Consider the following 24,633-nt stretch of genomic DNA (forward strand, 5'->3'; position numbering starts at 1 on the left):
TCCTAAATCTTTAATATTTTATACCGCTCCAATAAATATTTTCATTTACTTTAACTATGTCTGCAAACTCTATACCTTCTAAAGCCCATTTTTTATATTCCATAAACCCAGTTCTATCAATTATATATCCAATATGCTCTTTGCCACCTGGAGCATCTTTATCTATATATTCTTTAACATACTTATAGGTATTGAGAACTATTTTAATAATTGATTCTTCATCTGCCCAGATCAAAAAATCTTCAGCAAGTCTCGGATTTTTCTTTCCAGTTCTACCCATAATAACCAATCTGTAATATTTATTTTCATCTCTAGTCCATGCACTTGTTGGACAGTTTAGTGTACATTCTCCACATCCTATGCATTTGTCATGATCTCTTACTATTTTATAGTTTTCCATTTTAAGAGCACCAGTAGAAAGTTTTTCACATTTTTTCACACAAGCACCACAAGATATACATCTATTTTTATCATATAAAGGATGTGTCATTCCTATTATTCCAAAATCATGAGTTCTCGCTTTTATACAGTCATTTGGACAGCCGGTGAAAGCAATTTTAAAATGTAAATCATTTGGAAATACCGCTTTTTCCATTTTTTTAGCAAATTCGGTAGTATTGTATTGTGCCTTTGGACAGACTTTATTTCCTATACATGCGCATATATTTCTAGTCCCTGCTGCTGGATATCCTAAGTCTTTTGTTTCTTGATTAATATCCATTTTTTCTATAACAGGTTGAATTATTTTATTCACTGCTTCCATATCTTCCATTTTAATACCAAGGATTTCAAAACCCTGTCTGGTTGTAATATGAATTTGTCCATTACCAAACTCATTAGCTATTTTTGAAACTATCATTAAACTTTCTGGATCTACACATCCTCCAGGAATTCTAACTCGTAAAGAAGTTTCGTATTTTTGTTTAGTAATTCTATAAGCATTCTTCATTACTTTTTTAGTATTTACATCTCTTAACATTATCTCTCCCCCTAGTCCATAAGATTTTTTGCATATGAATAATCAAATACAGGACCATCTATACAAATATAAGTATCATCCATTTTACAGTGTCCACACTTACCAACACCACAACACATTTTTCTTTCATAAGAAACCCATATATTTTTTTCATCTAAATCTTTTTTTAAAAATTCCCCCACAGTAAATTTCATCATCATTGGCGGTCCAACTACTATGGCAGACATATTGCTTACATCTTCTATATTTAACTTAGGAATATATTTTGTAACAAGACCTACATTTCCCTCATATTCTTCCTCAGCTTTATCAACTGTCACAAGAATGTCTAATTTCTCACTCCATTTTTTTAGGTCGTCTTTGAACAATAGATCTTTTGGAGATTTGAAACCTACTATTAACTTAAAGCTTTTGAATTTTTCTGGATTATGATAGAAGTGTTCCACTATTCCTCTTACGGGTGCTAAACCACTTCCTCCAGCAACAATTACAACTTCCCTCCCTTCGTACAAACTTACATCGAAGCCATTACCATAAGGTCCTCTTATGAAGAATTTATCTCCTACTTTGTAATTAAACAACTCACTCGTTACTTTTCCCACGTTTCTTATAGTAAAATCTATATAACTTTCTCCATATCCACTTACTGAAATTGGTGATTCTCCGTATTTTGGTATGGATATTTCATAAAATTTCCCAGGAAGTACGTTTTTAGTAGAAGTCTCAACTCTAAAAGTCCATTCAATTTCTGTATGTTTTACTATCCTTATTATTGGTGCTGCCACTGGTATATAAGCATTCATTTATTTTTCCTCCCCATTAACTACTTTTTTAACTTTATCTATGCACTGAGAAAATGATATATATTGTGGGCATGCATCATCACATCTTCCACACCCTACACACATGTCATAACCAAATCTTTTGTTAAAATCATGAATTTTGTGCATTACTTTAAATCTCATTCTCTCACCTTGTTTTTTTCTAAATGAATGGCCACCTGCCATATCCGTATATCCGTCTACTTGACATGATGCCCATACTCTTCTTCTCTCTCCTACTTTCTCATTTTCTTTGTAGAAAATATCTTGCATTGTAAAGCAGGTACATGTTGGACAAACAAAATTACATCTTCCGCAAGCTATGCATCTTGCATCATATTCATTCCACATTTCATGTTTTGATAATTCTACAGCATTTATATTTCTTGGTATTTCTACAGATATGTTATTTGATTTAACATAATCTACTTCAAAGTCCCACTTTTGACCATCAAATACATTTAAATCCTCGTCTTTTATATCTAAGTAAACTTCATCTTCTCTTAAGTTTAATCCCATTGAGTAATGGTCAGCTTTGTTTGACTTCATACTTACACAAAAACAATTTCTATAGCTTTCTTTGCATCCTATTAGAATAAATTTAACTTTTTTTCTTAGTCTTTCATAGAAGAAATCCTTTTCCATTCCATTATTCAAGTAAATTTCATCTAATCTTTTTATTCCATTTAAATCACAAGCTCTAAGAAAAACTAGTAACTTTTTCTCATCCACATCACTTGTTTTAAATTCCTTTTCAGTAAAGTAAAAAAGTATTTGATTTATTGGCAATATTACTTCTTTTGCAGAAAAGTTAGACTTTTTATGAAATTCTATATCCTCTATTCTTTCAATTTCTTCGTATTTCGTTAAATCTGTATCAGAAAAAGTACCTTTGATGGGTTTTGTCACAGGCGCTAATATTTTGTATTCTAACTTTAACCTTTCCAAACCTTGATTAAATCTTTGTTTATCTAATTTAATTTTCATATATTCTCCTCCCTTTGATTTGTTAAAAAAATAATAACATGACACACTACCCTAAGTCTGTGATATTAATCACAAAATTGAAAATTATACGTTATCTACAGAACTGATAACATATGATTTCCTCTCAATAAAAAAAGCACCTACCAAAAGGTAGGTGCTTAGCTCTATGTATTTTTAAAATACGATGATAGTTCATGTTTTTTAATATACACTTTTTTATTTTCTATTTTAACCAAATTTTCATCTTGTAAAACTTTCATAGATCTTGATAAAGTTTCTCTTTTACATCCAAGCATATCAGCAATATATGTTATTGTTAAGTTAGCATTAATTAAAGTCCATTCATCTTTTTCTACACCAAATTCTCTACCCATTCTATAAAGCTTGGCGGCAAGCTTTTTGTCCATTCTTATGGATATGGAATTTTTAAGTTGCCTATAAAGTCTTCTGTTAATGTTTTGTAAGTGATTTAATACGTTTTTAGTTAAAATAAAATCATTTTCCATAATATTCATAAAATCTTTAGAGCTACACTCTAGTAAAATACTCTTTTCAAAAGCTTCACACGATACTGCACTGGTTTTTTTCTCATCTATAAAAATATCATTTATCATTTGTCCTTTTGGAAGTATAAAAATAATTTTTCTTTCACCACTTTCATTTATTTTAAATAAAGAGATTTTCCCTTCTTTAATAAAATAAATTTTATCCACCATATCTCTTTCATAAAAAAGAATTTCCTTCTTTGACAATTTTCTAGTTTTAAGTATTTTTTCTAGATTAACCTTGCTTTCTTCCTTTATATTTTTAAATACTTCTATACTATTCATAGTAGTACCTGCTATTCAAATCTATTTCTATGTATTTTATTTTTATCAAATTTATCTATAAATTTATTTTCTTCATTACTATAACCTATTGCTACAAGAGAATATGGAATTAAATTTTCAGGTAAATTCAAAGTTTCTCTAACTTTGTCCATAACCTTACGCTTAGGGTGAACTCCAACCCAACAAGAAGCCAATCCTTGATTAGTACATTCTAATAAAATATTTTGTGTACATGCTCCTAAGTCATGTATCCACTTCCCTGGTTTTAGAAATCTTTCTTTATTTCCTGTAACTGCTATACATAGTTTTGCATCTTTAATATGCTTTGATTTATGATGAGTTTTTGACAAGCTAGATAAAATTTCTTTATCATCTATAATAACAAACTCCCAAGGTGATGAGTTCTTTGAAGATGGTGCTTGCATAGCTGATTTTAAAATTTTAAGTATTTTTTCTTCTTCCACATCTTTGTCTATATATGTTCTTATTGAACGTCTATTTTTTATAACTTCTAACATTTTATACTCCCCCTTATCAGCCTAAAGCTTAATACCAAATTTAAAATCTATTTTTTATTCTAATAATGTTATTATCCTACTACAATATAATTTTCATATATGTCAGAACTAAATTAAATGTCTGGGACAGTTAATATAATAACACTCATAATAAATATAATAATCTGGTTTATATTTTACCTCTTCATTATCATTCATAATTCTATAATAACATTTCTTAATTTCTTCAAGCCTATTTTTTTCAGATGTAATATATTCTTCGTAATCCTCATAATTTTCCCAATCATCAAAATTGGGTTCTTCATTTATTTCCTCTTCAATATTTTCTATAATTTCTACTAATTTTTTCTTAGCCTTACTTATTTTATTTATCTGCTTTAGTGAGTAAAAATATATATTCAACCATACAGGTTCTTCAAACATTTTAATTTTGTCATATAGCTCAACACAACGTTCATAGTCACCCAAAATAAACATAAAGTCAGCCATGTCATCATCCCAAATCTCAAATTCCTCATAATCTATATTTAATAATATATGAGCTATTTTTCTTGCTTCCTCTAATTTTCCCATAAGTGCCAGCTCTCTGCCCAAGCTGAATATAATCTTCCCATCGATTAATATATCTTCAAAAGGATATGTATATATGGACTTTAATAATGAAATACCTTCTCTTTGATTATCATTTATTAAGTGGCTAACTGCTTCACAATATTTATATTCTTTTCTTGGAGATAACTCAAATGCCCTATGGAATAACTTACATGCTTTTTCATAATTTTTTCTTTCAAAATTTATTCTTCCAAATGCATAATAAGTTTGCTCATAATTTGAATTACGACTTACTGCTTGAGAAAGTAAATCATACCCTCTATTTTCACTTTCCTCCTCACATCCCTCTTCTATTAAAAAGTAAGCCATGCAAGTAGCCCATAATGAAAAACTATTATCAGACAAACTTTTTTTATTTTTAATATAACATTCTTCTAATATTTCAATTGATTTATTTGTACTTTCTCTATATTCACATATTAACATGGCAAGCAAACAATAGGCTTCTACATTTGATGAATTTTGACTTATTTTTTCTTTAAGGATATCTCTGTATTTTTCATAATAAACAGCACTTTCATCAAATTCTAAATTCCTAACACTATAAAGGTCTTCTATTATTTTTTTCAATTCCATTAATGATTCTCCTTAATAAAGAAATTTTTTATATCTTTTTTATAAGTATAAATTATTTTCTTAACATAAACTATACAAACTTTAATACAATAAAAATTTTTATGCTTGTTTATTTACTATTTCCTTGGGTATAAATCTTACATGATTAAAAATTGGAGATGATATTATGGAATTATTTACACCTAGATGTAAAAAAAGAAGTTTGCTATTTATAGCTGGATTAGTTTGGATATTTGCTGGTGGTATGGTATCAAAGCTTGGATTTAATGTTCTATTTACTGCATCAATACATCCATTTATTTCAATAATGGTTGCTGTTGTTACATTTTTAATATTTTTCAACTTTATTTTTATAAAGTTAGTTAAAAAACATAAAATTAGAATTTCTGAAAAAGAACAGGATAAACTATGTTTATTTTCTTTCTTTGATATTAAAAGTTATGTAATAATGATATTTATGATGGGCCTTGGAATTACTATTAGATCTATTAATTCAATAAATCCACTTTGCTGGGCTGCTATATATATAGGAATAGGCCTTGCTTTACTTAGTGCAGGTGTTGCCTTTATGGTGGAATGGAAGAACTGGAATTAATTGCTTACTTTATTAAAATTAACATAAAAACAGGGGTGTTACATTTTTGTAACGCCCCTGTTTTTTCAACTAACACTTATTTTTCTTTTAAATGTAAATGCATTATCATACAAATATTCCTTTTTATATTTATACATAAAGATTAAAGATACTATCATAGTAGCAACTTCTGCAAAAGGAACTACTAACCAAACTCCATCTACTCCCATAACTCTAGGCAATACAAATATTCCCATTAAAAAGAAAATAAAAGTTCTCAGTAAAGAAAGAATGGCTGATATCTTTCCATTTGAAAAAGCTGTAAACATTCCTGAACCAAATATATTTATTCCTGCCACTAAGAACGAAATTGAAAATATCATAAATCCATTATGACTTATCTCAAATAATGTGCTTCCTTTTGTAGCAAATAATGATATTAATATTTCTGACATAGCTCTAGACATTATAAATGTTATTACACCAAATGCTGAAATTATTATAATACTATATTTAAATAAATTTCCTACCTGATTTTCATCTTGTCTTCCATAATTATAACTAATTCTAGGTGACACACCTGAAGTAAATCCTAAATAAGCTGCATTTAACAAAAATTGCATATAAAGCATAATCGTAATGGCAGCTACACCCTCTTCACCTAAAAATTTAATCATAACAATATTAAATAAAAAAGTTGTAAGGCCTGACGATATTTGTGTAACCATTTCTGACATACCATTAGAACAACTTCTTGAAATAATTTTAAAGTTAAACTTAGGTCTTACAAAATGTAGTAAGTTGTTTTTGTTGAAAAAGTAAATTACACCTACTATACTCGGTAAAACATACCCTATACAAGTAGCTAAAGCAGCTCCTTTAACTCCCATATTTAGCTGAACTATAAATACATAATCTAATACTATATTTAAAATTCCACCGGCAACAGAACTCAAAAGTCCTAAATTAGGTACACCAGCCGTTACCAAAAAATAATCAAAATATAGCTTTAATATTATAAATGGCGTGAAAATTATCATAAAGAATAAATATTCTTTACAGTAAAAAAATAAAGATTTAGTTGACCCTAGCGCATATATTATGTCATTTATAAAAATAATACATATGATTTCAACAACAATTCCTACTATAATAGTGCTTATAGTAATAAGGGTAAAATACTCTCTTGCCTCTTCATTTTTATTTTCTCCCATTGTTTTAGCTACAATTGCACTACCTCCTGTAGCAAACATAACTCCTATTCCTATTAATATATTAATTACAGGATAAACAATATTTGTAGAAGAAAGTGCATTTGCACCTACAAATCTAGATATAAACATACCATCAACAATAGTATATAATGAAAAAAACATCATCATTATTACAGTTGGTAAAGTATATTTTATTAAAGAAGTCAGCGTAACTTTCTTTTCCAATAAATTTTCCATAAAGACCTCCTTGCAATATAAACTCGCTTATTTTATAATAAACTATCCTGTTAATGGATAGTCAATAAGGAGGATTGTAAAATTGAATAATAATATAAAATATTTTTCCACAGGTGAATTTGCAAAACTATGCAATGTTCACAAAAAAACACTTTTTTATTATGATGAAATAAATTTATTTAAACCAGAAAAAGTTATGCCTACTGGATATAGATATTATTCTGAGTATCAATTAGAAACATTCAATATTATTTATACTTTAAAAGATATAGGTATGCCACTAAAGGAAATAAAAGAATACATGGATCGTAGAACTCCTGAAAATATGTTAGAACTCTTTGAATATGAAACAAAAGAAGTAGAAAAAGAAATAAACAAACTCAAAAGGAAACAAGAGATCATGTCTAACAAAATTAAACTTATTAAGGAAGCAAATAGTATAAAAACTGATATTTTACTTGAAGAACAAGAAGACGAATATATTATTTTAAGTGATTTAATCGACAAAAACAAATTGAATAATTTAATTAATAAAAATGAAGATGCTTATGATATTGACGCCTATGTTAATCTTTTAAATCTTGTCAATAATAATGATTTAAATTTTGGTCATGCTGGAGGCTCAATAAAAACAAAGGAAGATCTACTTCAAAGTAATAATTATAGCTATTATTACATAAGGGTGAACAAAAACTGTAATTACAAAAATATTATAATCAAGCCGAAGGGGACTTATTTGGTAGGATATTTAAAAGGATATTATTCAAAAGCTCCTATTATTTATAAAAAACTTTTACAGTTTATACATATAAACGATTTAGAGATAATTGGATTTGCTTATGAAGACGTTTTAATTGATCAAGTTTGTGTAAAAAATCCTGATGATTTTGTTCTTAAAGTATCTATTCAGGTCAAAGAAAAAAGTATAAAAGCTAGATAAGTTCCCTAGTTTTTATACTTTTTCTTACTATATTGAATAATCCCAACCATTATCATCGTTATAAATCATTAATTTTGACATTCCTCCATCAATTTTAATATCTTCATTTGCAATATCTCCATAATAATATAACAAATTATTATTTCCATATTTATTAATTAAAGTATTAGCACTATTTTGGTCCGTATCTATAAAACAGACTTTTGCTCCTTTTTCTAAAAATAATTCCAATATACCCCTTCCAATTCCATTGGAACCACCTGTTAAAACTACTATCTTATCTTTCATATGTTATTCTCCTGTTTAATATAATTCTTATAAATTTTAATTCCCAATATTATATAATTTATAAGCTTTCTTTATACTTTCTATTAACATAGAATTTATCAAACATATCTAACTTTGATAAAACAAATCCAATAAATCCTGCTAATCCAACGAATAAATCTATCAATAGTAACTTATCAGAAATTAAATATAGACCACCTTTTAGCCCAAGTTCAAAGTGTAATTTATTAGCATTACCTAAGTCATCATTACTACTTTCAAAATAAATAGTATTTGCTAAATTTCCTTTAGTATAATTATATTTCAAATTTTCTTTAGACTCATTATTTACATTTGAATAGATTTTCAATTGTTTTACTTCCCCATATTGTTCATTTAACATATTATCTAATTTATTTTTATATTGTTTTGGATTATTTATATCTGCAATTGTTCTATGTAGATCCTTACTTACTTTGTCATATATTTGCGTATGATAATCAATCATTTTGTTGTTATAAGAAGTCAAACATGCATAAACAACTACACTTACAATTAATATATTTCTGAATAAACTAATCATCTTATTTTTTATATTATTTTTTTCAAACCAAGCTTGTTTAATAATTCCTTGTAACTCGTCTTCCATTTCTATCCCACCATCAAATCTGTCAATGGATATTTTAATAGCCTCTTCTTGGCTATAACCTTCATCATTTAACTCTTTCACCGATTCCAATAAATGCTCTTTCATTTCTAACTTAAGGCTTATTGTTTCTTTACTTTTATCCTCTTTATATAAACTATCTAAGTATTCATCTATTTGTTTCATATTTTAATTTTCCTCCTCTAAAAATGAATTCATTATATTTTGAATAAAGTACCACTCTTTCTTTTTTATAGTCAGAGCTTCTTTTCCTTCTTCAGTAATTTTATAATATTTTCGTCTTCCTCCAACTCCTGACTCTGCTCCCAAGTAGGATTCAATCAGCGATTTTGACTCCATACGTTTTAGTGCCAAATACATAGTCCCTTCTTTTAGCTCAAATGTATTATTACATTTTATCCTCACTTTTTTTGCTATTTCATATCCATAACAATCTTCTTTATTTAATATTGATAAAATCAATGTATCAATATGTCCTTTTAGCGCCTCTTTGTTTAATTGCATAATTCACCTTCTTTTAAGTTTATTTAATTATTACTCTATAATGCAATGTATTAATAATATAAATATAATATATATTACTCTGTAATGCAATGTATTTTTATTCTATTGTATAAAATATATCTGAAACTTTTATTAACATATTATTACTTTTATTTTTTATAATATTATTATTTATACGAATATTAGCATGTATTGAGTAAATACTAAATTTGACAATACTATATACTTGGAGGAAAATATGAAAAAAATTTTAGCACTAACACTTTGCTTTTTACTACTTTTTACAAATACATCTTATGGTCAACCCAATAATATCAAAACTGCAATCCAGGATTTAGATACAGTTAACAATAGAGTAAATCTTATGATAAAAGAAATAACAGGAGATGAACCTTTAAATATTAATGAATTAACAAAAGATATAAAATTTTGTGAATCTATTTTGGCATCAAACTCTAAACAAATATCAAATGCATATTCAGCTGAAACTGATATACAACTTAGAAGAACATATTCTACAATACTATATACCATAGCTTTATATGAGCTAAGTTTAAGCAACATGCTAGTATATATAAATGATGATAGCAAAACTAGCTTCTTTATAGATACATGTGCTGTTTTTAAGCAAGGAACTATATCACTGCATGAGCTTAAATCAGAGAATAGTTAATGTATTGAACTAATAATAAATTAACTATTACTATATATTTGGAGGGAAGCATGAAGAAACTTATATCATTAACACTTTGTTTTTTATTGTTCTTTACTAATATTTCATATGCCCAGACTACAAATATTTCCACTTCTATAAAAGATTTAGAAATAGTTAGAGATAAAATTAGTCTTATGGTTAAAGAAATATCTGGAGACAAACACATTGATATATCTAAGTTTAAGGAAGAAGTAAAGTGTTGTGAATCTATACTAGCAACACGCGCGAATCAATTATCAAAGGACTATTCAAATGAATCTAATATTGAATTGAAAGCTGCTTATTCATCTTTATTGTATGTATCATCTTTATATGCATTAAGTTTAAACAGTATAATGGTGTATATGCATAATAATAGTAAATCTCAGTATTTTATTGATATATGCACAACTTATAGAGATGGAACTCTTGCCTTAGATGAAATTAAATTAAACTTTTGAAACTGGTGACTATAAAATCACCAGTTTTCCTTTTTATAATAATTCATTAGCATATATATTTTATTATTTCCTTTTTTTTATAATTAGAGTTTTTACTGTGATATAATTTATTATATATAAAAATTGGGAGGCAATGATAATGGGATTAAATAGTACACCTTCTGCTGAGCGTGTTCATATTGGTATATTTGGAAAGCGTAATGCAGGAAAATCCAGCGTAATAAATGCAATAACAAATCAAAGTCTAGCTATAGTATCTGCTATTAAAGGCACTACTACAGATCCAGTATCAAAAGCTATGGAGTTGCTACCTTTAGGACCTGTAATAATTATAGATACTCCTGGCCTTGATGATGTTGGAGAGTTAGGTAAAATGCGTGTGCAAAAAAGTTATCAGGTATTAAATAAAACTGATATAGGTATTTTAGTTGTAGATGGAACTTTAGGTACTACTTCAGAAGATGATGCTTTAATTTCTAGATTTAAAGAAAAAAACATTCCTTATATTGTAGTCATGAATAAGTTAGATTTAATGAAAGAAAATTCTTTTCATATAAATGAAAGTACATATGATTTATCTAATACTATTTGGGTAAGTTCTACTACTAATGAAAACATACATGAATTAAAAGAAATGATAGCTAAACAAGCTATTACAGATGAACCTAAATACAAAATTGTTGCTGATTTGCTAAATCCTTCTGACTTTGTAGTTTTAGTTGTACCCATTGATAAAGCAGCACCAAAAGGAAGACTGATTTTACCTCAACAGCAAACTATTAGAGATATCTTAGAAGCCAATGCTACTGCCATTGTAGTTAAAGAATGCGAACTTAAAGAAACACTACAAAGTTTAGGTAAAAAACCAAAGCTAGTTATAACAGATAGCCAAGTATTTGCAAAAGTTTCTGCTGAGACTCCAAAAGATATTTTATTGACTTCATTTTCTATTTTATTTGCTAGATACAAAGGTGATTTAGAAGAAACTATAAAAGGTGTTAGAGCTTTAGAGTCTCTAAAAGATAATGACACTGTTTTAATTTCTGAAGGATGTACTCATCACCGTCAATGCGATGATATAGGCAAAGTAAAAATTCCTAAATGGGTAATGCAATACACTAATAAACATCTTAACTTTGAATTTACTAGTGGAACAGAGTTTCCTTGTGATTTATCTAAGTATCAAATGATTATACATTGTGGTGGATGTACCTTAAATGAAAGAGAGATGAAGTATAGAGTAAAATGCGCTAAGGATCAAAATATACCAATAACCAATTATGGAATATTAATATCCTATATACAAGGAATATTAAAAAGAACAGTTGAGCCTTTTTCTCAAATTTCTCATTTATTAGAAGAATAAATAAAACAAATAATTAATCTTACTAAGTAGAAGTATTATTTAAAAAAGAGCATTACAGCTTTATACTGAAATGCTCTTTTCTTTTTACTAATTATTAAATAAATTATTGTTTTACTATTTTTTTACTAAGTTCCATTATTAAACTTGCAACTACAGCAAGGCCAAATGAAATTCCTAGACTATTTAATCCAAATGATAATGGCATTGTAAAAATATCTCTCATAAAAGGTAATAATGTTAAAGAGAACATTCCTAAACAAACACCAACTGCACCTAATGCATATTTATTACTGCTTAGACCTAAACTAAATATTGTTTCAGTATTTGATCTTGCTGCAAAAGTTTGAACTATTCTAGATAAAGTAAGTGTTGCAAAAGCCATTGCTGTTCCAAGTTCTGGTGAAGTTTGCATTCCTATATATTGTGCTAATATTGTCACCATACCTATTACGCTACCTCTAAATGCTACTGACTTTAAAGTACCTCCTGCTAGTATACTTTCATCTGGATGTCTTGGAGGATTTTTCATTATACCTTTTTCTGGTGGCTCAAATCCTAATGATATAGCTGGTAGAGAATCCGTTACTAAGTTAATAAATAATAGTTGTATTGTAGTAAATGGATTTGACCAATCTGCAATAACTGCAAATAATATGGCAATTATACCACCTAAGTTTCCTGAGAATAAATAAGTGATTGATTTTTTTATATTATTATAAACTGTTCTACCTACCTCAATGGCATTTACTATTGTAGCAAAATTGTCATCTAAAAGTACCATAGCAGATGCATCTTTTGCGACTTCTGTTCCACTTCCCATGCCTATACCTATGTCTGCTTGCTTAAGCGCTGGGGCATCGTTAACACCATCTCCTGTCATGGCAGTAATTTTATTTTTTTTCTGCCATGCTTTAACGATTCTTATTTTATTTTCAGGAGAAACTCTAGCGTAAACTGAAATATGTTCTAGTTTTTCATCTAGTTCTTCATCAGTTAAATCATCTAACTCCTTACCTGTAAGGGCTAAATCATTTTCTTCCATTATTCCTATGTCTCTACCTATGGCTGCTGCAGTAGTTTTATGATCCCCAGTTATCATTACTGTTTTTATGCCTGATTCTTTAGCTTCTTTTACTGCTTCATAAACTTCTTTTCTAGGTGGGTCAATCATTGCCATTAAACCTATTAAAGTAAGTTCATCTTCATCTTCTAATGTTGGTACAAAGTTTTCATCTTTAATTTCTTTTGTAGCAAATGCTAAAACTCTTAATGCTTTATTTGAAAAATCTTCGTTTGCTTTTTTAAATTCTTCTATAATTTCATCATTAATAGCTACAACTTCTCCATCATCTAATGCATATTTACATCTGCTAAAAATCACATCTGGAGCACCTTTTGTAAACATGTATATATTATTATCTACTTTATTTATTGTCGACATTAATTTTCTATCACTATCAAAAGGTAACTCATTTAATCTATTGCATTTTTCTCTTAATGTTTTGTAGTTTATGTTGTTTTTTTCTGCATGATTTATAAGAGCAACCTCTGTTGGATCTCCTATTTCCACACCTTCTTCTGTTACATCTGAGTCATTGCATAAAGTTGATGCTAGGGTTAATGCTATTTCACTTTCGTTAATTTCACTAGTTGATGCTATGTCATCGTTTCTAGATAAAGCTATTTCTTCATCCATATTAGTAGCTAAAACTTTTCCTTTATCACCATACATATAAAAATCAACAACAGTCATTTTGTTTTGTGTAAGTGTTCCAGTTTTATCTGTACATATTACACTTGTTGAACCTAAAGTTTCTACTGCTGGTAACTTTCTTATAACTGCTTGTTTTTTAGCCATTGTATTTGTTCCTTTTGCTAGAACAATAGTTACTATTGAAGACAATGCTTCTGGTATAGCCGCAACTGCTATTGCAATAGCAAACATAAATGAATCTGCTATATTGGCTCCTCTAACAACCTGAACTAAGAAAATTAACCCGGCTAATATAACTATACCCACACCTAGTTTTTTGCCAAATTCATCAAGTTTCTTTTGAAGTGGTGTCTCTTTGTTTTCTGCGTTATCTAATAAATCTGCTATTTTTCCTATTTCACTTTTCATTCCACAAGCTGTAACTACATAAGTAGCTCTACCATATACTACCATAGAACCACTAAACACCATGTTTTTCTGATCACCTAATGCACACTCTTCATCTATTTTATCTTCATGTTTTAGTACTGGTTCACTTTCTCCAGTTAACATTCCTTCTACTACTTTAAAAGTCTGAGCTTCTATTATCCTTCCATCTGCTGGCACATAATCTCCAGCTTCCAAAACAACAATATCTCCCTCAACTAAATCTTTCGACGGTACTGTAATTTTAATTCCATCTCTAATTACTTTTGCATTTGGTACAGATAATTGTTTTAAACTATCTAAAGATCCTTCTGCTTTTTTAGTTTGAACTACTCCTAAAATAGAATTTAAAATAAGTACAGCAAATATAATTACAGATTCTACTACTTCGCCTAAAAATATTTGTACTAAGGCTGCTATTAAAAGTATCACTACTAGTGGATCTTTAAAACTATCCAAAAACAACTTCCAAGTTGGTGCCTTTTCCTTTTCTCTTAATTCATTTGGTCCATTTTGCTTTAGTCTTTTCATAACTTCCATTTGAGACAATCCATCTAGACTACTCTTAAAATGTCCAATTGTTTTTTCACTTGTTTCCTTATAAAACATACCATTTCCTCCCATTATTATAAAATTCATTTTCTGAATTAATATAAATACTACTAAATTTTGTTAAAGTGATAATTCCACTAAAAAAAGACCAACAAAGTAGATAGAACTACTCTGAAGGTCTTGCTAACAAGTTTAAACTCGCTAATCAACCGGGATTTTAATCCGTTTTGACGACTGATTATCACAATAATGTGAAAGCTACTCCCCTTCATGGGAATTTCTTTATTTGTTAATTATTATAAACATAAATTAGCTCTTATGCAAGTTTTTATTTGTTAATTATTTTTTACTTTACTTATGTTTTATCTCCTTAATTTTATACTTCCTGTTTTAAGCAAGATTTTAAATCATCATCTGGTGTACTTATTGTTTTTAAATCAAAAGTATCAACCAAATATTGAAGTACATTAGGACTTAAAAATGCTGGAAGAGTTGGTCCTAAATATATACCATTTATTCCTAAAGATAGTAGTGCAAGTAAATCTGCCACTGCTTTTTGCTCATACCAAGATATAATTAGTGATAATGGTAGTCCATTTACATCAGTTTCAAAAGCATCTGCTAATGCTGTTGCTATTCTAACTGCTGAATAAGCATCGTTGCACTGACCCACATCTAAAAGTCTTGGAAGTCCTGCAACTTCACCAAAGTCTAATTTATTAAATCTATATTTTCCACAAGCTAAAGTTAATATTACACAGTCATCAGGAACTTTCTTCGCAAATTCAGTATAATAATTTCTACCTGGTCTTGCACCATCACATCCACCTATTAAGAAGAAGTGTCTTATTTTACCATCCTTTACTGCATTAACAATTGTTTCTGCATGAGAAAGTGTGGCCTGGTGTCCAAATCCAACTAAAATTTCATGTGGCTCTTGGTCTTCTTCATACCCACCAAGTTCCAATGCTTTTTCTATAATTTGGCTGAAATCTTTTTTACCGTCTTTTCCTACTCCTATATACTGAACTCCATCCCATCCAACAACGCTTGTTGTAAATATTCTATCTTTATAAGACTCTCTTGGTTTCATTAAACAATTCGTAGTCATAAGTACACAACCTGGAAGATTATCAAATTCTTTTTGTTGATCTTGCCAAGCTCCACCAAAGTTCCCAACAAGATGATCATATTTTTTAAGCTCTGGATATCCGTGACATGGAATCATTTCACCATGAGTGTATATGTTAATACCTTTACCTTCTGTTTGTTCTAATAACATTTGTAAATCCCATAGATCATGGCCTGATACTACTATAAATGGGCCTTTTTTTACATGAACATTTACTTTATTAGGTTCTGGATTTTTATAAGTCTTTGTGTTTGCTTCATCAAGCTTTTTCATAACAGCCACACTCATTTCACCAGTTCTCATAGTCCATCTGATTAAATCCTCTACACTTAGACTATCGTCAGTTGTGGCTTCCAATGCTCTTACATAAAAATTATCAACTTGATCATCAAAGTATCCTAATTCTCTTGCTTGATGGCCATAAGCTGCTATACCTTTTAATCCATATACTATAGTTTGTCGTAGAGAGCGAATATCTGGGTCCAATTCACCATCATACATTATCCCAGCTTTTTTTGAATCCTTAAGCATTTCGGCTTTAGTTTCACTTAAATTATATGTAGCGTGCTCTGTATTATTTTTAATTTTTCCTACTTTTTTTCTTAATGCTTCTTTTATTTTTTGAGATTCTTTTAACATTTTCACATGAACTTCAGCATCAAAGTTTACATTTGTTAAAGTTGTAAACAAAGAATTTTCAATAAAGCTTACTATATCCTTATCTACATTTTCTCCTTTTTCAACTATTTCTTTTGCATAACAACTTATGCCTTTTATTTGGTAAATAAGTAAATCCTGAAGATTGGCAACTTCTGGTGTTTTTCCACATACACCTAGCTTTGTACATCCTTTGCCTCCTACTGTTTGTTCACACTGATAGCAAAACATAGGATATTCCATTGACATATTGTTTTCCATTCTTTTACCTCCAAAAGTTTTATTCATATACTAGTCTTTACTAAATTTATAAAAATATAGTTTCTTATTTGATATTTTGAAGTTTTCATAAACAATAAATTAGTTATTTTTTCTTAAACTTTTAAAAGGTAAAATTTTATAAGCTAGCAGGAGTGAGCTGAATATTTAAGCCTTATGTGAAATACATGCAATTTTCACTTTGCTTAATCAGTGTTAATATTTTTTTAGTATCTTATTTTATAATGAGAATACACTTAAATCAAAAAAAATTAAATAATGCATAAAAAATCCAGTACCCCTAACGGCACTGGATTTTTAAGCTTACTATTTCTATTCTTTTTCTTTATGCCCAATATTTCCATAATTATTTTTCTATTTTTGTTACTCTCATCTACAAGTATGTATTTATTTTTTATATAAGACTATAATACATTTCAGTTTTGTAATATTTGTGGCAATTAATGGAATATGAGACTATAATATAAATTGTTTTAAAATAGTAAATCAAAAAATAATCTGAGGTGATATTATGAAAAATAATGTATTTAAAAAAGTTATGATTACAGGATTAGTATCTACTGTTTGCATGTCAGGAATATTTACAGGAAATTTCTCTACAAAGAATAGTGATTACATAACAACTGCTTATGCAGCCACAATTAAGGAAACTGTTTATTCAGCAAAAGGTACTACTAAATCAAATCTTAGTGTAAGAAAGGGGCCTAACACAACTTATACTAAAGTTGGCTCTTTAAAGAAAAATGTTAAAGTAACTATTGCTGCTAAAACTAATAATGGTTGGTATAAGATTAAATTTAATAATAGTTACGCTTATGTTTCTTCTCAATATATAACTATTGCAAATAATAAACCTGAGCCTAGTGAGACTCCTTACTCTGCTAATGGTACTGCAAATAATAATGTTAATGTAAGAAAAGGACCTAATACTACTTATGCTAAGGTTGGCTCTTTAAAGAAAAATGCTAAAGTTACTATTGTTGCTAAGTCTTCTAACAACTGGTATAAAATTAAACTTAATAGTGGTTATGGATATGTTTCTTCTCAGTATATAACTATCCCAACTAACAAACCTGAGCCTAGTGAAACCTCTTACTCTGCTAATGGTACTGTGAATAGTAACCTTAATGCTAGAAAAGGTCCTAATACTACTTATGCTAAGGTTGGTTCTTTAAAGAAAATTTCTAAAGTTACTATTGTTGCTAAAACTGATAATGGTTGGTATAAAATTAAGTTTAATAATGGTTATGCTTATGTTTCTTCCCAATACATAACTATTCAAACTAATAAACCTGATCCAGGGGAGACTCCTTGTTTTGCAGCAGCCATTATTACTGACAACATTAATGTGAGAAAAGGTCCTAATACTACTTATGCTAAGATTGGCTCATTAAAAAAAAATGCTAAAGTAAGTGTTGTTGCTAAAACTTCTAACAATTGGTATAAAATTAAATTTAACAATAGTTATGCCTACGTTTCTTCTCAATATGTGACTCTTACTGAAATTGAAGAGTTAGAATACTCAGCTACTGCTTCAATTTTATCTGATGTTTATGTAAGAAAAGGACCTAACACTAACTATGAAAAAATTGGCACAGTGAAAAAAGATGACAAAGTTAATATAGTTGCTATAACTTCTAATGGTTGGTGTAAAATAAAATTTAATAACTCATTTGGGTATATTTATGGTGAATACGTTGATATTTTAGCTAAATAATATAAAAATAGCACTTTATTTTAAAATAAAGTGCTATTTTTATATTGTCAATCTTATAATAAGACATTATAAATTATAGCTGCTTAGGTACTTCGATTGTTATTTTTTTGCACTCACTACAATAATAACCTTCTACTTTTGAACCCATCCACTCTAAAATTGTAATTCCTTTTACAAAAGTAGATAAAATTGCACCCTTATCTTTTTCCTTTGGAATCCATTTAACTGTATCTCTTCCTCCATGTATAACTCCCAACACCATTTCATTGTTACAATATGGACATTTCATACATATCCCCCCTCTTTAATATATTTTTTATCCTCAATTATTTAATTACTTTTATGATTAAATTATACATTAAATGCAAAATTTTCTGCTACAATATAATATATTTACAAAATATTTATGCAAAAGAGGTGCTATTGTATGAAAATTATTACACTAAAAGAACTAAAAAAATTAATTGACCATAGAGACAATTTGGAACAGTTAATACTAAGAGAATGTAGTTTTAAGCATATGGATTTGACTGGTTTGGATCTAAGTAATATAGACTTTACACTAAGCTCTTTTCAAAATGTTATACTTGATAAAGTAAATTTTCAAAATAGCATTGTAGAAAATGTATTATTTGATGGCTGCCCTCTTCATGGTGCAAATTTTAAGAATGCAACTATGAAAACGGCCTCTTTTAGATATTGTGATATGACAAAATGTAACATTCAGGATGCTGATTTGTATGGTGCGGTTCTAGAGTATGCTAAATTGGACGGAATTTATTCCAATGAAAATACAAAATGGTTTCGCCTTAGATGTCCAGAAGTTGGTGCATTTTTAGGATATAAAAAGTGCATAAATGATTGTATGGTTCAGCTGCTAATTCCCTCAGATGCAAAAAGATCCTCTGCAACTTTGCCATCATGTAGATGTAGTAAGGCAAAAGTTTTAACAATAAAGAGTTTTGACTTTAAAGAAAATTTTGATGAGGCCTGGTCTTTGGTAGATGAAGATTTTATTTACAGAAAAGGTGAGTGGGTAGAAGTGAAAAATTTCAATGAAGATCGTTGGATGGATTCAACTACCGGTATTCATTTTTGGATGTCAAGAGAAGAGGCTCAAGCCTATTAAATAAACTCTCTATTTTAATTTATTAAAAAAGCTGTAGCTTGTTTGTTTTACAAACCTGCCACAGCCCTATTTATTTTAGCAATTAACTAATTCCTTACGCGAGAGAAGTTTTCCGAAATACTCTAATAAATCCTTACAAATTTTCAAAGTGTTATCATTTACATCTAGTCTTGGATTAAATTCAACAAAGTCCATTGACTTAACAATACCTGTTTGAACAAGACGTTTTAAAAGATACTTAGTGTCTTCTACAGTATATCCCCCCTCGACTCTTGTTCCTGTACCTTCTACTATAAATTTATCCATAAAGTCTATATCTAAACTTATATGAATGCCGTCAATATTTTGTTTTCTACATTTTTTTATTATATCATTAACAACATCTTCTAACCCTATTTTATCTATTACTTTTTTATCATAAAGGTTTACTTTAGAATTATCTAATAAGTCTTGTTCTCCCTTATCTATATCTCTTCCCCCAATGTGGAATACGTTTTCTTCGTTTATTTTAATGCCATCATAATATAAATTAACTAATCTAGAATCTCCACGGCCACATAAGCAAGCTAATGGCATTCCGTGATAGTTCTTACTTGGTGATGTTGCAGATGTATTAAAGTCCCCATGAGCATCAATCCACACAACTCCTAAGTTTTTTGAATGTTTGCTAGCACCTGTTATACTCCCAAGTCCTATTCCATGATCTCCCCCTAATATTAGTGTAAAATCACTACTATCCATTGATTTATCTACTGCTTTAGATAATTTTAAATTTAAATCATATATACTTTCAAAATATTTAATATTATTTTCATTTTTAAACTTATCTGATTCCAACACTTCTTTTACATCAATATCTCCAAGATCTACAACTTCTATTTTCCCGTTATCTTTTATTAAATCAATAACATTTGCATTTCTTAGTTTTTGTGGTGAATGTTGTGTTCCATTATTGTCACATCCATAATAAGTTGGAACTCCTATTATACTTAATTTCATAATACCTCCCCCTATCGACACTCCTTGGTGTAAATCTAAATCTTTATTACATTTAAACAACACACAACATATTAGTTGTTTATAAATAATATTATATAATATAATCTATGATATAGTTTATTTGTTTTATATAATATTAATTAAACTCTTACTTTTTTAATCCAAAATACCTAATACACCTAAAGAAATGCAGCTATATTAGGTAACTACATTTCTTTTATAAATTAATCAATATATTAAAAATCACAAAACATACTATACAAATAACAAAGTCTAATACTATTAGTTTATACTCTTTTTTTTAAAATGCCACACTTAGCAATAAAAATAAGGCAGGTGAAAGTACCTACCTTATTTTTATTGCTATTCTACAGATTTAAGTGCATCGATCATGTTTATATTTTTTAATTTTTTATGCATCATTAACATAACAAGTAAAGCAAAAAACATTGTAATCACTCCTGATATAATATAACTACTAATATCTACCGTTGGTATCATCATCATATTATCCATTTCTGCTGTGCTTACTAAAAATACATATAATAGTTTTCCTAAAACAGAACCTGCAAGTATACCAAGTATTGTTAGTATTATATTTTCTCTAAATATATACATATCAACTTCATTATCATAGAAACCTAATACTTTTATTGTAGATATTTCTCTAATACGCTCTGATACATTTATATTTATTAAGTTGTATAATACTACAAAAGCTAAACTTCCTGAAGCAACTATTATAACTATCATAACTAATCCTAAATCTGCTGATTCGCTCATACTTTTCATTTTAGATGCAAGAGTAACATTTACAACTTTACTATTATCCATAAGTGTTGATGATAATTTATTTTCATCATAAGTTTTAGAATTAAATTTTAATAACTGTGCATTATATGACACATTTTTTTTAAATATATTCTTGTAATATGATGGTGATAAATAAATATAATGACCAGTGTAATTTTCTATTATATTCTCTACTTTTATCTTGCGATCATTATTATTAGAATCTGTTAACTTTATATAATCTCCAATAGACACATTTAAAAGTTTTGCTAATTTTTCATTTATAATAGCCCCATTATTACTTAGTTTATATTCTGTACCACTAGATCTATCATTTAATAGGATAAAACCATTTAATTTATCTGTGTTTTCAGGTACATACATCATGGCACTTTGTTTGCTCATATTGTCCTTAATAAAAGTAACTGATTCTTGATAAATATTTAAATCATCTTCATAATTTTCTAGATTAATTAAAGATTTATTATATTCTTCATTTTCTTTTTTTGTACTATTATCATCAAATACAACCATTGCATCGTATTTTATTAGTTTTCCAAATTGTAAATCTGATAAAGATGAATTTGATTTTTCAAGAGATATACCTGCCACAAGCATGGCCATACATCCTGATATTCCAAATACTGTCATAAACATTCTTCGTTTATATCTAAAAAGATTTCTAAAAGTTACCTTTTGATTAAAGTTAAGTCTTCTCCATATAGGTGTAATTCTCTCTAGTAATATTTTTTTACCTAGCTTCGGTGCTTTTGTTCTCATTAAATTAGAAGGATTATCTTTTAATTCTTCTTTTAGAACAATAAATGATGCTCCCACTGTGCAAAGTAATGATGCTACTAAAGATTGAATTATATATGATGGATAGAAATTTATTATTACTTTAGGTAAAGTGAAGCTAGATGAATAAGCTATATTAACTATTAATGGTAATACGCTACTTCCTACTAATATACCAACTATTGCTCCTGCAATACTGGCAATTGAAGCATAAACTATATATTTTCTAGCTATTTCTAAATCTCTATAACCTAGTGCTTTTAAAGTTCCTATTTCTATTCTATTTTCTTCTACCATTCTTGTCATAGTAGTTAAGCATATTAGCGCTGCTACTAAGAAGAAAAATACAGGAAATACTGATGCTATTTTATCTAAGCTATCAATTGATCCTTTGTATGTGGAGTAGCCTGGATTATCATTTCTATTAAAAAAATAATATTTACTATCATCAAGCTTATTTATTTTTTCTCTTTGATTATCTATTTCCTCTCTAGCCTCTACTAGTTTTTCTTTATTTACTTTTATTTCTTTTTCTCCATCAAGGAGTTTTTTCTCAGAGTTAAGAATTTCTTTTTGTGCTTTGTTAAGTTTTTCTTCACCTTGCTTTTTACCTTCTTCAAGTGAATTCTTACCCTTTACTAAATCTTCTTTTCCTTTATCTAGTTTGCTTTGAGCTTGATTTAGTAATGCCTTTCCTTCAGTAATTTTAGCTTTTTCTTTTTTGTATGTTTTCACGCCTGCTTGATACTGAGTTATTCCACTAAGCAGCGTTTCCAGCTTTGATTTATTTTCACTTGCACTTTTACTCGCACTTTCAATACTTTGTGAAAGTCTTAGTGCTAAAGAGATATTTGATGGGTCTTTTTCTAATATATTTACTAAATCACTTAATTTGTTTAATCCTAAATTAGGATTAGATATAATCATTTTCCAATATTGAATTTTTCCCCTTGTAATTTCATTATTTTCATTTAAGTTCTTTGTACTTTCTTTTATATCTTTAGATAGTCCATCATATGTAGAAATCAAAGTATTCAAATCTGATATTTGATTTTCATATTCTTTTGTATCTTTTGTAGGGTCAATCCCTTGATTTAAGAATACTTGCTTTGACTGATTTAACTGAGTCTTACCACTTTCAAGTTGTTCTTCTCCTTGTGTTAAAGTTTCCTTTTTCTTATTAAGTTCTCTTTGACCTTTTTTTAATTCAGATTCACTATGTTTTAATAATTTTTCATTATCTTTTATTTCTTTTTGATACTTTACTAAAGCTTTTTCATATTCTGCTTTACCATGTAAAAGTTGCATTTTACCATTGTCTATTTTTTTCTGAGCATTTTTAAGCTTATTTTCATTTTTTTCTATTTCTTTATATGCTTTATCAAATTTATCTTGCGCCTGTGACTTAATTTCTTCAATTCTTTCTACCCCTCTATGTGAGTATAAATTTTTAAGATATTTATTGTTTTCTTCCATCATATCTTTATAAAAATCATCATAAGCTCCAAAATTTTCTGTATTTTTAAATTTCACATAAATTTCACTGTAAGCATCCATAGAAAAATCAGAGCTATTTATAAGTGTAAAATAATCTACGCTTCCCTTTCCTACAGTAGTTGTTCCTCTAGACATATTATCTATATACATGGGACTTTGGACAAATCCAACAATTTTAAAAGTTTTCTTTTTAAAATAACTTTCTGTATCCTTGTCTGATTTTATAACATATTTATCACCTATTTTTAGGTTTTTATCTATTTTCAATGCATTTACATCTATGGCAATTTCACCACTTCTTTGTGGTAGTCTTCCTTTTGTAACAACTGGTGTGTTCATCTTCTCAGAGCTACTTTCATCATACTCCATAAATTTAACTACATGATTTGTATTACTTAAATTCACATCTACACTATGGCTTGCATAATAATCAAGAATTTTATCATTATTTTTTAGTAGTTTTAAATCATTTTCCTTAAGTCCAAGAGTAGATACTATCTTACTATCCATTAAATTTTGTTTTGCAAAATATTCATTGATGGATTCTTTTAAATCTGGACCACAAGATTTTATTCCAGCATAAAAAGCAACACCTAGAAAAATTATTGCCATTATAGATATAAATCTTCCTTTTGATGATAGTATCTCTCTTTTTATTGATTTTTTATATGCTCTATTTTTCATCTATCATCCT

At 28.3% G+C, this 24,633-nt stretch carries 22 protein-coding genes; 7 read left to right on the top strand and 15 right to left on the bottom strand.

What is annotated here, in order from left to right; translation table 11 throughout:
* Positions 1 to 10: 10 nt before the first annotated feature.
* The 6 genes from asrC to JW646_RS00340 all read right to left on the bottom strand — a co-directional run bounded on the left by asrC (position 11) and on the right by JW646_RS00340 (position 5,323).
* Positions 11 to 979, bottom strand: coding sequence for a sulfite reductase subunit C (gene asrC, locus JW646_RS00315; protein WP_148557670.1), 969 nt, complete (start codon positions 977 to 979; stop codon positions 11 to 13).
* Positions 980 to 990: 11 nt separating this feature from the next.
* Positions 991 to 1,782, bottom strand: a complete 792-nt coding sequence (gene asrB / locus JW646_RS00320) for an anaerobic sulfite reductase subunit AsrB (protein WP_148557669.1) — start codon at positions 1,780 to 1,782, stop codon at positions 991 to 993.
* Positions 1,783 to 2,787, bottom strand: a complete 1,005-nt coding sequence (asrA, locus tag JW646_RS00325; protein WP_228416189.1) for an anaerobic sulfite reductase subunit AsrA — start codon at positions 2,785 to 2,787, stop codon at positions 1,783 to 1,785.
* A gap of 164 nt (positions 2,788 to 2,951) precedes the next feature.
* The gene (locus tag JW646_RS00330; RefSeq protein WP_074917288.1) at positions 2,952 to 3,617 is read right to left on the bottom strand and encodes a Crp/Fnr family transcriptional regulator; all 666 of its coding nucleotides are present in this window, start codon (positions 3,615 to 3,617) and stop codon (positions 2,952 to 2,954) included.
* A gap of 11 nt (positions 3,618 to 3,628) precedes the next feature.
* Positions 3,629 to 4,135 carry a nitroreductase family protein gene (locus JW646_RS00335; protein WP_074917290.1) on the bottom strand — a complete coding sequence of 169 codons (507 nt, stop codon included), beginning with the start codon at positions 4,133 to 4,135 and terminating at the stop codon, positions 3,629 to 3,631.
* Between the two features lie 108 nt (positions 4,136 to 4,243).
* Entirely contained in the window at positions 4,244 to 5,323 is a 1,080-nt protein-coding gene (locus JW646_RS00340; RefSeq protein WP_074917292.1) for a tetratricopeptide repeat protein, read from the bottom strand.
* Between the two features lie 166 nt (positions 5,324 to 5,489).
* Between JW646_RS00340 and JW646_RS00345 the strand changes: the two genes are divergently transcribed.
* Positions 5,490 to 5,918: a hypothetical protein gene (locus tag JW646_RS00345; protein ID WP_148557667.1), complete on the top strand. Its 429-nt coding sequence runs from the start codon at positions 5,490 to 5,492 to the stop codon at positions 5,916 to 5,918.
* A gap of 65 nt (positions 5,919 to 5,983) precedes the next feature.
* On the opposite strand, the gene JW646_RS00350 is transcribed toward JW646_RS00345, so the two are convergent.
* Positions 5,984 to 7,348: an MATE family efflux transporter gene (locus JW646_RS00350; protein WP_228416190.1), complete on the bottom strand. Its 1,365-nt coding sequence runs from the start codon at positions 7,346 to 7,348 to the stop codon at positions 5,984 to 5,986.
* Positions 7,349 to 7,430: 82 nt separating this feature from the next.
* On the opposite strand from JW646_RS00350, the gene JW646_RS00355 reads away from it, so the two are divergent.
* Positions 7,431 to 8,288: a MerR family transcriptional regulator gene (locus JW646_RS00355; protein ID WP_148557665.1), complete on the top strand. Its 858-nt coding sequence runs from the start codon at positions 7,431 to 7,433 to the stop codon at positions 8,286 to 8,288.
* Between the two features lie 27 nt (positions 8,289 to 8,315).
* Here JW646_RS00355 and JW646_RS00360 read toward each other — a convergent pair whose 3' ends face one another.
* Genes JW646_RS00360 through JW646_RS00370 form a run of 3 tightly spaced genes read right to left on the bottom strand, consistent with a single transcriptional unit; the run spans position 8,316 to position 9,726 of the window.
* Positions 8,316 to 8,576 (bottom strand): SDR family NAD(P)-dependent oxidoreductase, encoded by a 261-nt coding sequence (locus tag JW646_RS00360; RefSeq protein WP_148557664.1) that lies wholly within the window; start codon positions 8,574 to 8,576, stop codon positions 8,316 to 8,318.
* A gap of 58 nt (positions 8,577 to 8,634) precedes the next feature.
* Complete coding sequence (locus JW646_RS00365) at positions 8,635 to 9,387, bottom strand: permease prefix domain 1-containing protein (RefSeq protein WP_148557663.1); 753 nt, start codon at positions 9,385 to 9,387, stop codon at positions 8,635 to 8,637.
* 3 nt (positions 9,388 to 9,390) lie between these two features.
* A complete protein-coding gene (locus tag JW646_RS00370; RefSeq protein ID WP_074917301.1) occupies positions 9,391 to 9,726 on the bottom strand; it encodes a PadR family transcriptional regulator in 336 nt (111 codons plus the stop codon).
* A gap of 238 nt (positions 9,727 to 9,964) precedes the next feature.
* Between JW646_RS00370 and JW646_RS00375 the strand changes: the two genes are divergently transcribed.
* The 3 genes from JW646_RS00375 (at position 9,965) to hydF (ending at position 12,247) form a co-directional block, all read left to right on the top strand.
* Positions 9,965 to 10,399: a hypothetical protein gene (locus JW646_RS00375; protein ID WP_148557662.1), complete on the top strand. Its 435-nt coding sequence runs from the start codon at positions 9,965 to 9,967 to the stop codon at positions 10,397 to 10,399.
* Between the two features lie 50 nt (positions 10,400 to 10,449).
* Complete coding sequence (locus JW646_RS00380) at positions 10,450 to 10,881, top strand: hypothetical protein (RefSeq protein ID WP_148557661.1); 432 nt, start codon at positions 10,450 to 10,452, stop codon at positions 10,879 to 10,881.
* 139 nt (positions 10,882 to 11,020) lie between these two features.
* Complete coding sequence (hydF, locus tag JW646_RS00385) at positions 11,021 to 12,247, top strand: [FeFe] hydrogenase H-cluster maturation GTPase HydF (protein WP_148557660.1); 1,227 nt, start codon at positions 11,021 to 11,023, stop codon at positions 12,245 to 12,247.
* A gap of 103 nt (positions 12,248 to 12,350) precedes the next feature.
* On the opposite strand, the gene JW646_RS00390 is transcribed toward hydF, so the two are convergent.
* A complete protein-coding gene (locus JW646_RS00390) occupies positions 12,351 to 14,996 on the bottom strand; it encodes a cation-translocating P-type ATPase (RefSeq protein WP_148557659.1) in 2,646 nt (881 codons plus the stop codon).
* Between the two features lie 319 nt (positions 14,997 to 15,315).
* Entirely contained in the window at positions 15,316 to 16,989 is a 1,674-nt protein-coding gene (gene hcp / locus JW646_RS00395) for a hydroxylamine reductase (RefSeq protein WP_074917308.1), read from the bottom strand.
* Between the two features lie 529 nt (positions 16,990 to 17,518).
* Between hcp and JW646_RS00400 the strand changes: the two genes are divergently transcribed.
* Positions 17,519 to 18,724 (top strand): SH3 domain-containing protein, encoded by a 1,206-nt coding sequence (locus tag JW646_RS00400; protein WP_228416191.1) that lies wholly within the window; start codon positions 17,519 to 17,521, stop codon positions 18,722 to 18,724.
* Between the two features lie 73 nt (positions 18,725 to 18,797).
* Here the strand turns inward: JW646_RS00400 and JW646_RS00405 are convergent, their stop codons facing one another.
* On the bottom strand, positions 18,798 to 19,013 hold the full coding sequence (locus JW646_RS00405; RefSeq protein WP_074917310.1) for a PF20097 family protein: 216 nt from the start codon (positions 19,011 to 19,013) through the stop codon (positions 18,798 to 18,800).
* 138 nt (positions 19,014 to 19,151) lie between these two features.
* Between JW646_RS00405 and JW646_RS00410 the strand changes: the two genes are divergently transcribed.
* Positions 19,152 to 19,853 carry a pentapeptide repeat-containing protein gene (locus JW646_RS00410; RefSeq protein ID WP_148557657.1) on the top strand — a complete coding sequence of 234 codons (702 nt, stop codon included), beginning with the start codon at positions 19,152 to 19,154 and terminating at the stop codon, positions 19,851 to 19,853.
* A gap of 75 nt (positions 19,854 to 19,928) precedes the next feature.
* Here JW646_RS00410 and rocF read toward each other — a convergent pair whose 3' ends face one another.
* Entirely contained in the window at positions 19,929 to 20,852 is a 924-nt protein-coding gene (gene rocF, locus JW646_RS00415) for an arginase (RefSeq protein WP_228416192.1), read from the bottom strand.
* Positions 20,853 to 21,215: 363 nt separating this feature from the next.
* Positions 21,216 to 24,623 (bottom strand): FtsX-like permease family protein, encoded by a 3,408-nt coding sequence (locus JW646_RS00420; protein ID WP_228416193.1) that lies wholly within the window; start codon positions 24,621 to 24,623, stop codon positions 21,216 to 21,218.
* Positions 24,624 to 24,633 lie beyond the last annotated feature (10 nt).

This window comes from Terrisporobacter hibernicus (genome assembly GCF_020809405.1).
Taxonomy (GTDB): domain Bacteria; phylum Bacillota; class Clostridia; order Peptostreptococcales; family Peptostreptococcaceae; genus Terrisporobacter; species Terrisporobacter petrolearius.

Coding starts and splice junctions, on each gene's coding strand:
- asrC (WP_148557670.1), bottom strand. CDS start 979: ATGTTAAGAGATGTAAATACTAAAAAAGTAATGAAGAATGCTTATAGA.
- asrB (WP_148557669.1), bottom strand. CDS start 1,782: ATGAATGCTTATATACCAGTGGCAGCACCAATAATAAGGATAGTAAAA.
- asrA (WP_228416189.1), bottom strand. CDS start 2,787: ATGAAAATTAAATTAGATAAACAAAGATTTAATCAAGGTTTGGAAAGG.
- JW646_RS00330 (WP_074917288.1), bottom strand. CDS start 3,617: ATGAATAGTATAGAAGTATTTAAAAATATAAAGGAAGAAAGCAAGGTT.
- JW646_RS00335 (WP_074917290.1), bottom strand. CDS start 4,135: ATGTTAGAAGTTATAAAAAATAGACGTTCAATAAGAACATATATAGAC.
- JW646_RS00340 (WP_074917292.1), bottom strand. CDS start 5,323: ATGGAATTGAAAAAAATAATAGAAGACCTTTATAGTGTTAGGAATTTA.
- JW646_RS00345 (WP_148557667.1), top strand. CDS start 5,490: ATGGAATTATTTACACCTAGATGTAAAAAAAGAAGTTTGCTATTTATA.
- JW646_RS00350 (WP_228416190.1), bottom strand. CDS start 7,348: ATGGAAAATTTATTGGAAAAGAAAGTTACGCTGACTTCTTTAATAAAA.
- JW646_RS00360 (WP_148557664.1), bottom strand. CDS start 8,576: ATGAAAGATAAGATAGTAGTTTTAACAGGTGGTTCCAATGGAATTGGA.
- JW646_RS00365 (WP_148557663.1), bottom strand. CDS start 9,387: ATGAAACAAATAGATGAATACTTAGATAGTTTATATAAAGAGGATAAA.
- JW646_RS00370 (WP_074917301.1), bottom strand. CDS start 9,726: ATGCAATTAAACAAAGAGGCGCTAAAAGGACATATTGATACATTGATT.
- JW646_RS00375 (WP_148557662.1), top strand. CDS start 9,965: ATGAAAAAAATTTTAGCACTAACACTTTGCTTTTTACTACTTTTTACA.
- JW646_RS00380 (WP_148557661.1), top strand. CDS start 10,450: ATGAAGAAACTTATATCATTAACACTTTGTTTTTTATTGTTCTTTACT.
- hydF (WP_148557660.1), top strand. CDS start 11,021: ATGGGATTAAATAGTACACCTTCTGCTGAGCGTGTTCATATTGGTATA.
- JW646_RS00390 (WP_148557659.1), bottom strand. CDS start 14,996: ATGTTTTATAAGGAAACAAGTGAAAAAACAATTGGACATTTTAAGAGT.
- hcp (WP_074917308.1), bottom strand. CDS start 16,989: ATGGAAAACAATATGTCAATGGAATATCCTATGTTTTGCTATCAGTGT.
- JW646_RS00400 (WP_228416191.1), top strand. CDS start 17,519: ATGAAAAATAATGTATTTAAAAAAGTTATGATTACAGGATTAGTATCT.
- JW646_RS00405 (WP_074917310.1), bottom strand. CDS start 19,013: ATGAAATGTCCATATTGTAACAATGAAATGGTGTTGGGAGTTATACAT.
- JW646_RS00410 (WP_148557657.1), top strand. CDS start 19,152: ATGAAAATTATTACACTAAAAGAACTAAAAAAATTAATTGACCATAGA.
- rocF (WP_228416192.1), bottom strand. CDS start 20,852: ATGAAATTAAGTATAATAGGAGTTCCAACTTATTATGGATGTGACAAT.
- JW646_RS00420 (WP_228416193.1), bottom strand. CDS start 24,623: ATGAAAAATAGAGCATATAAAAAATCAATAAAAAGAGAGATACTATCA.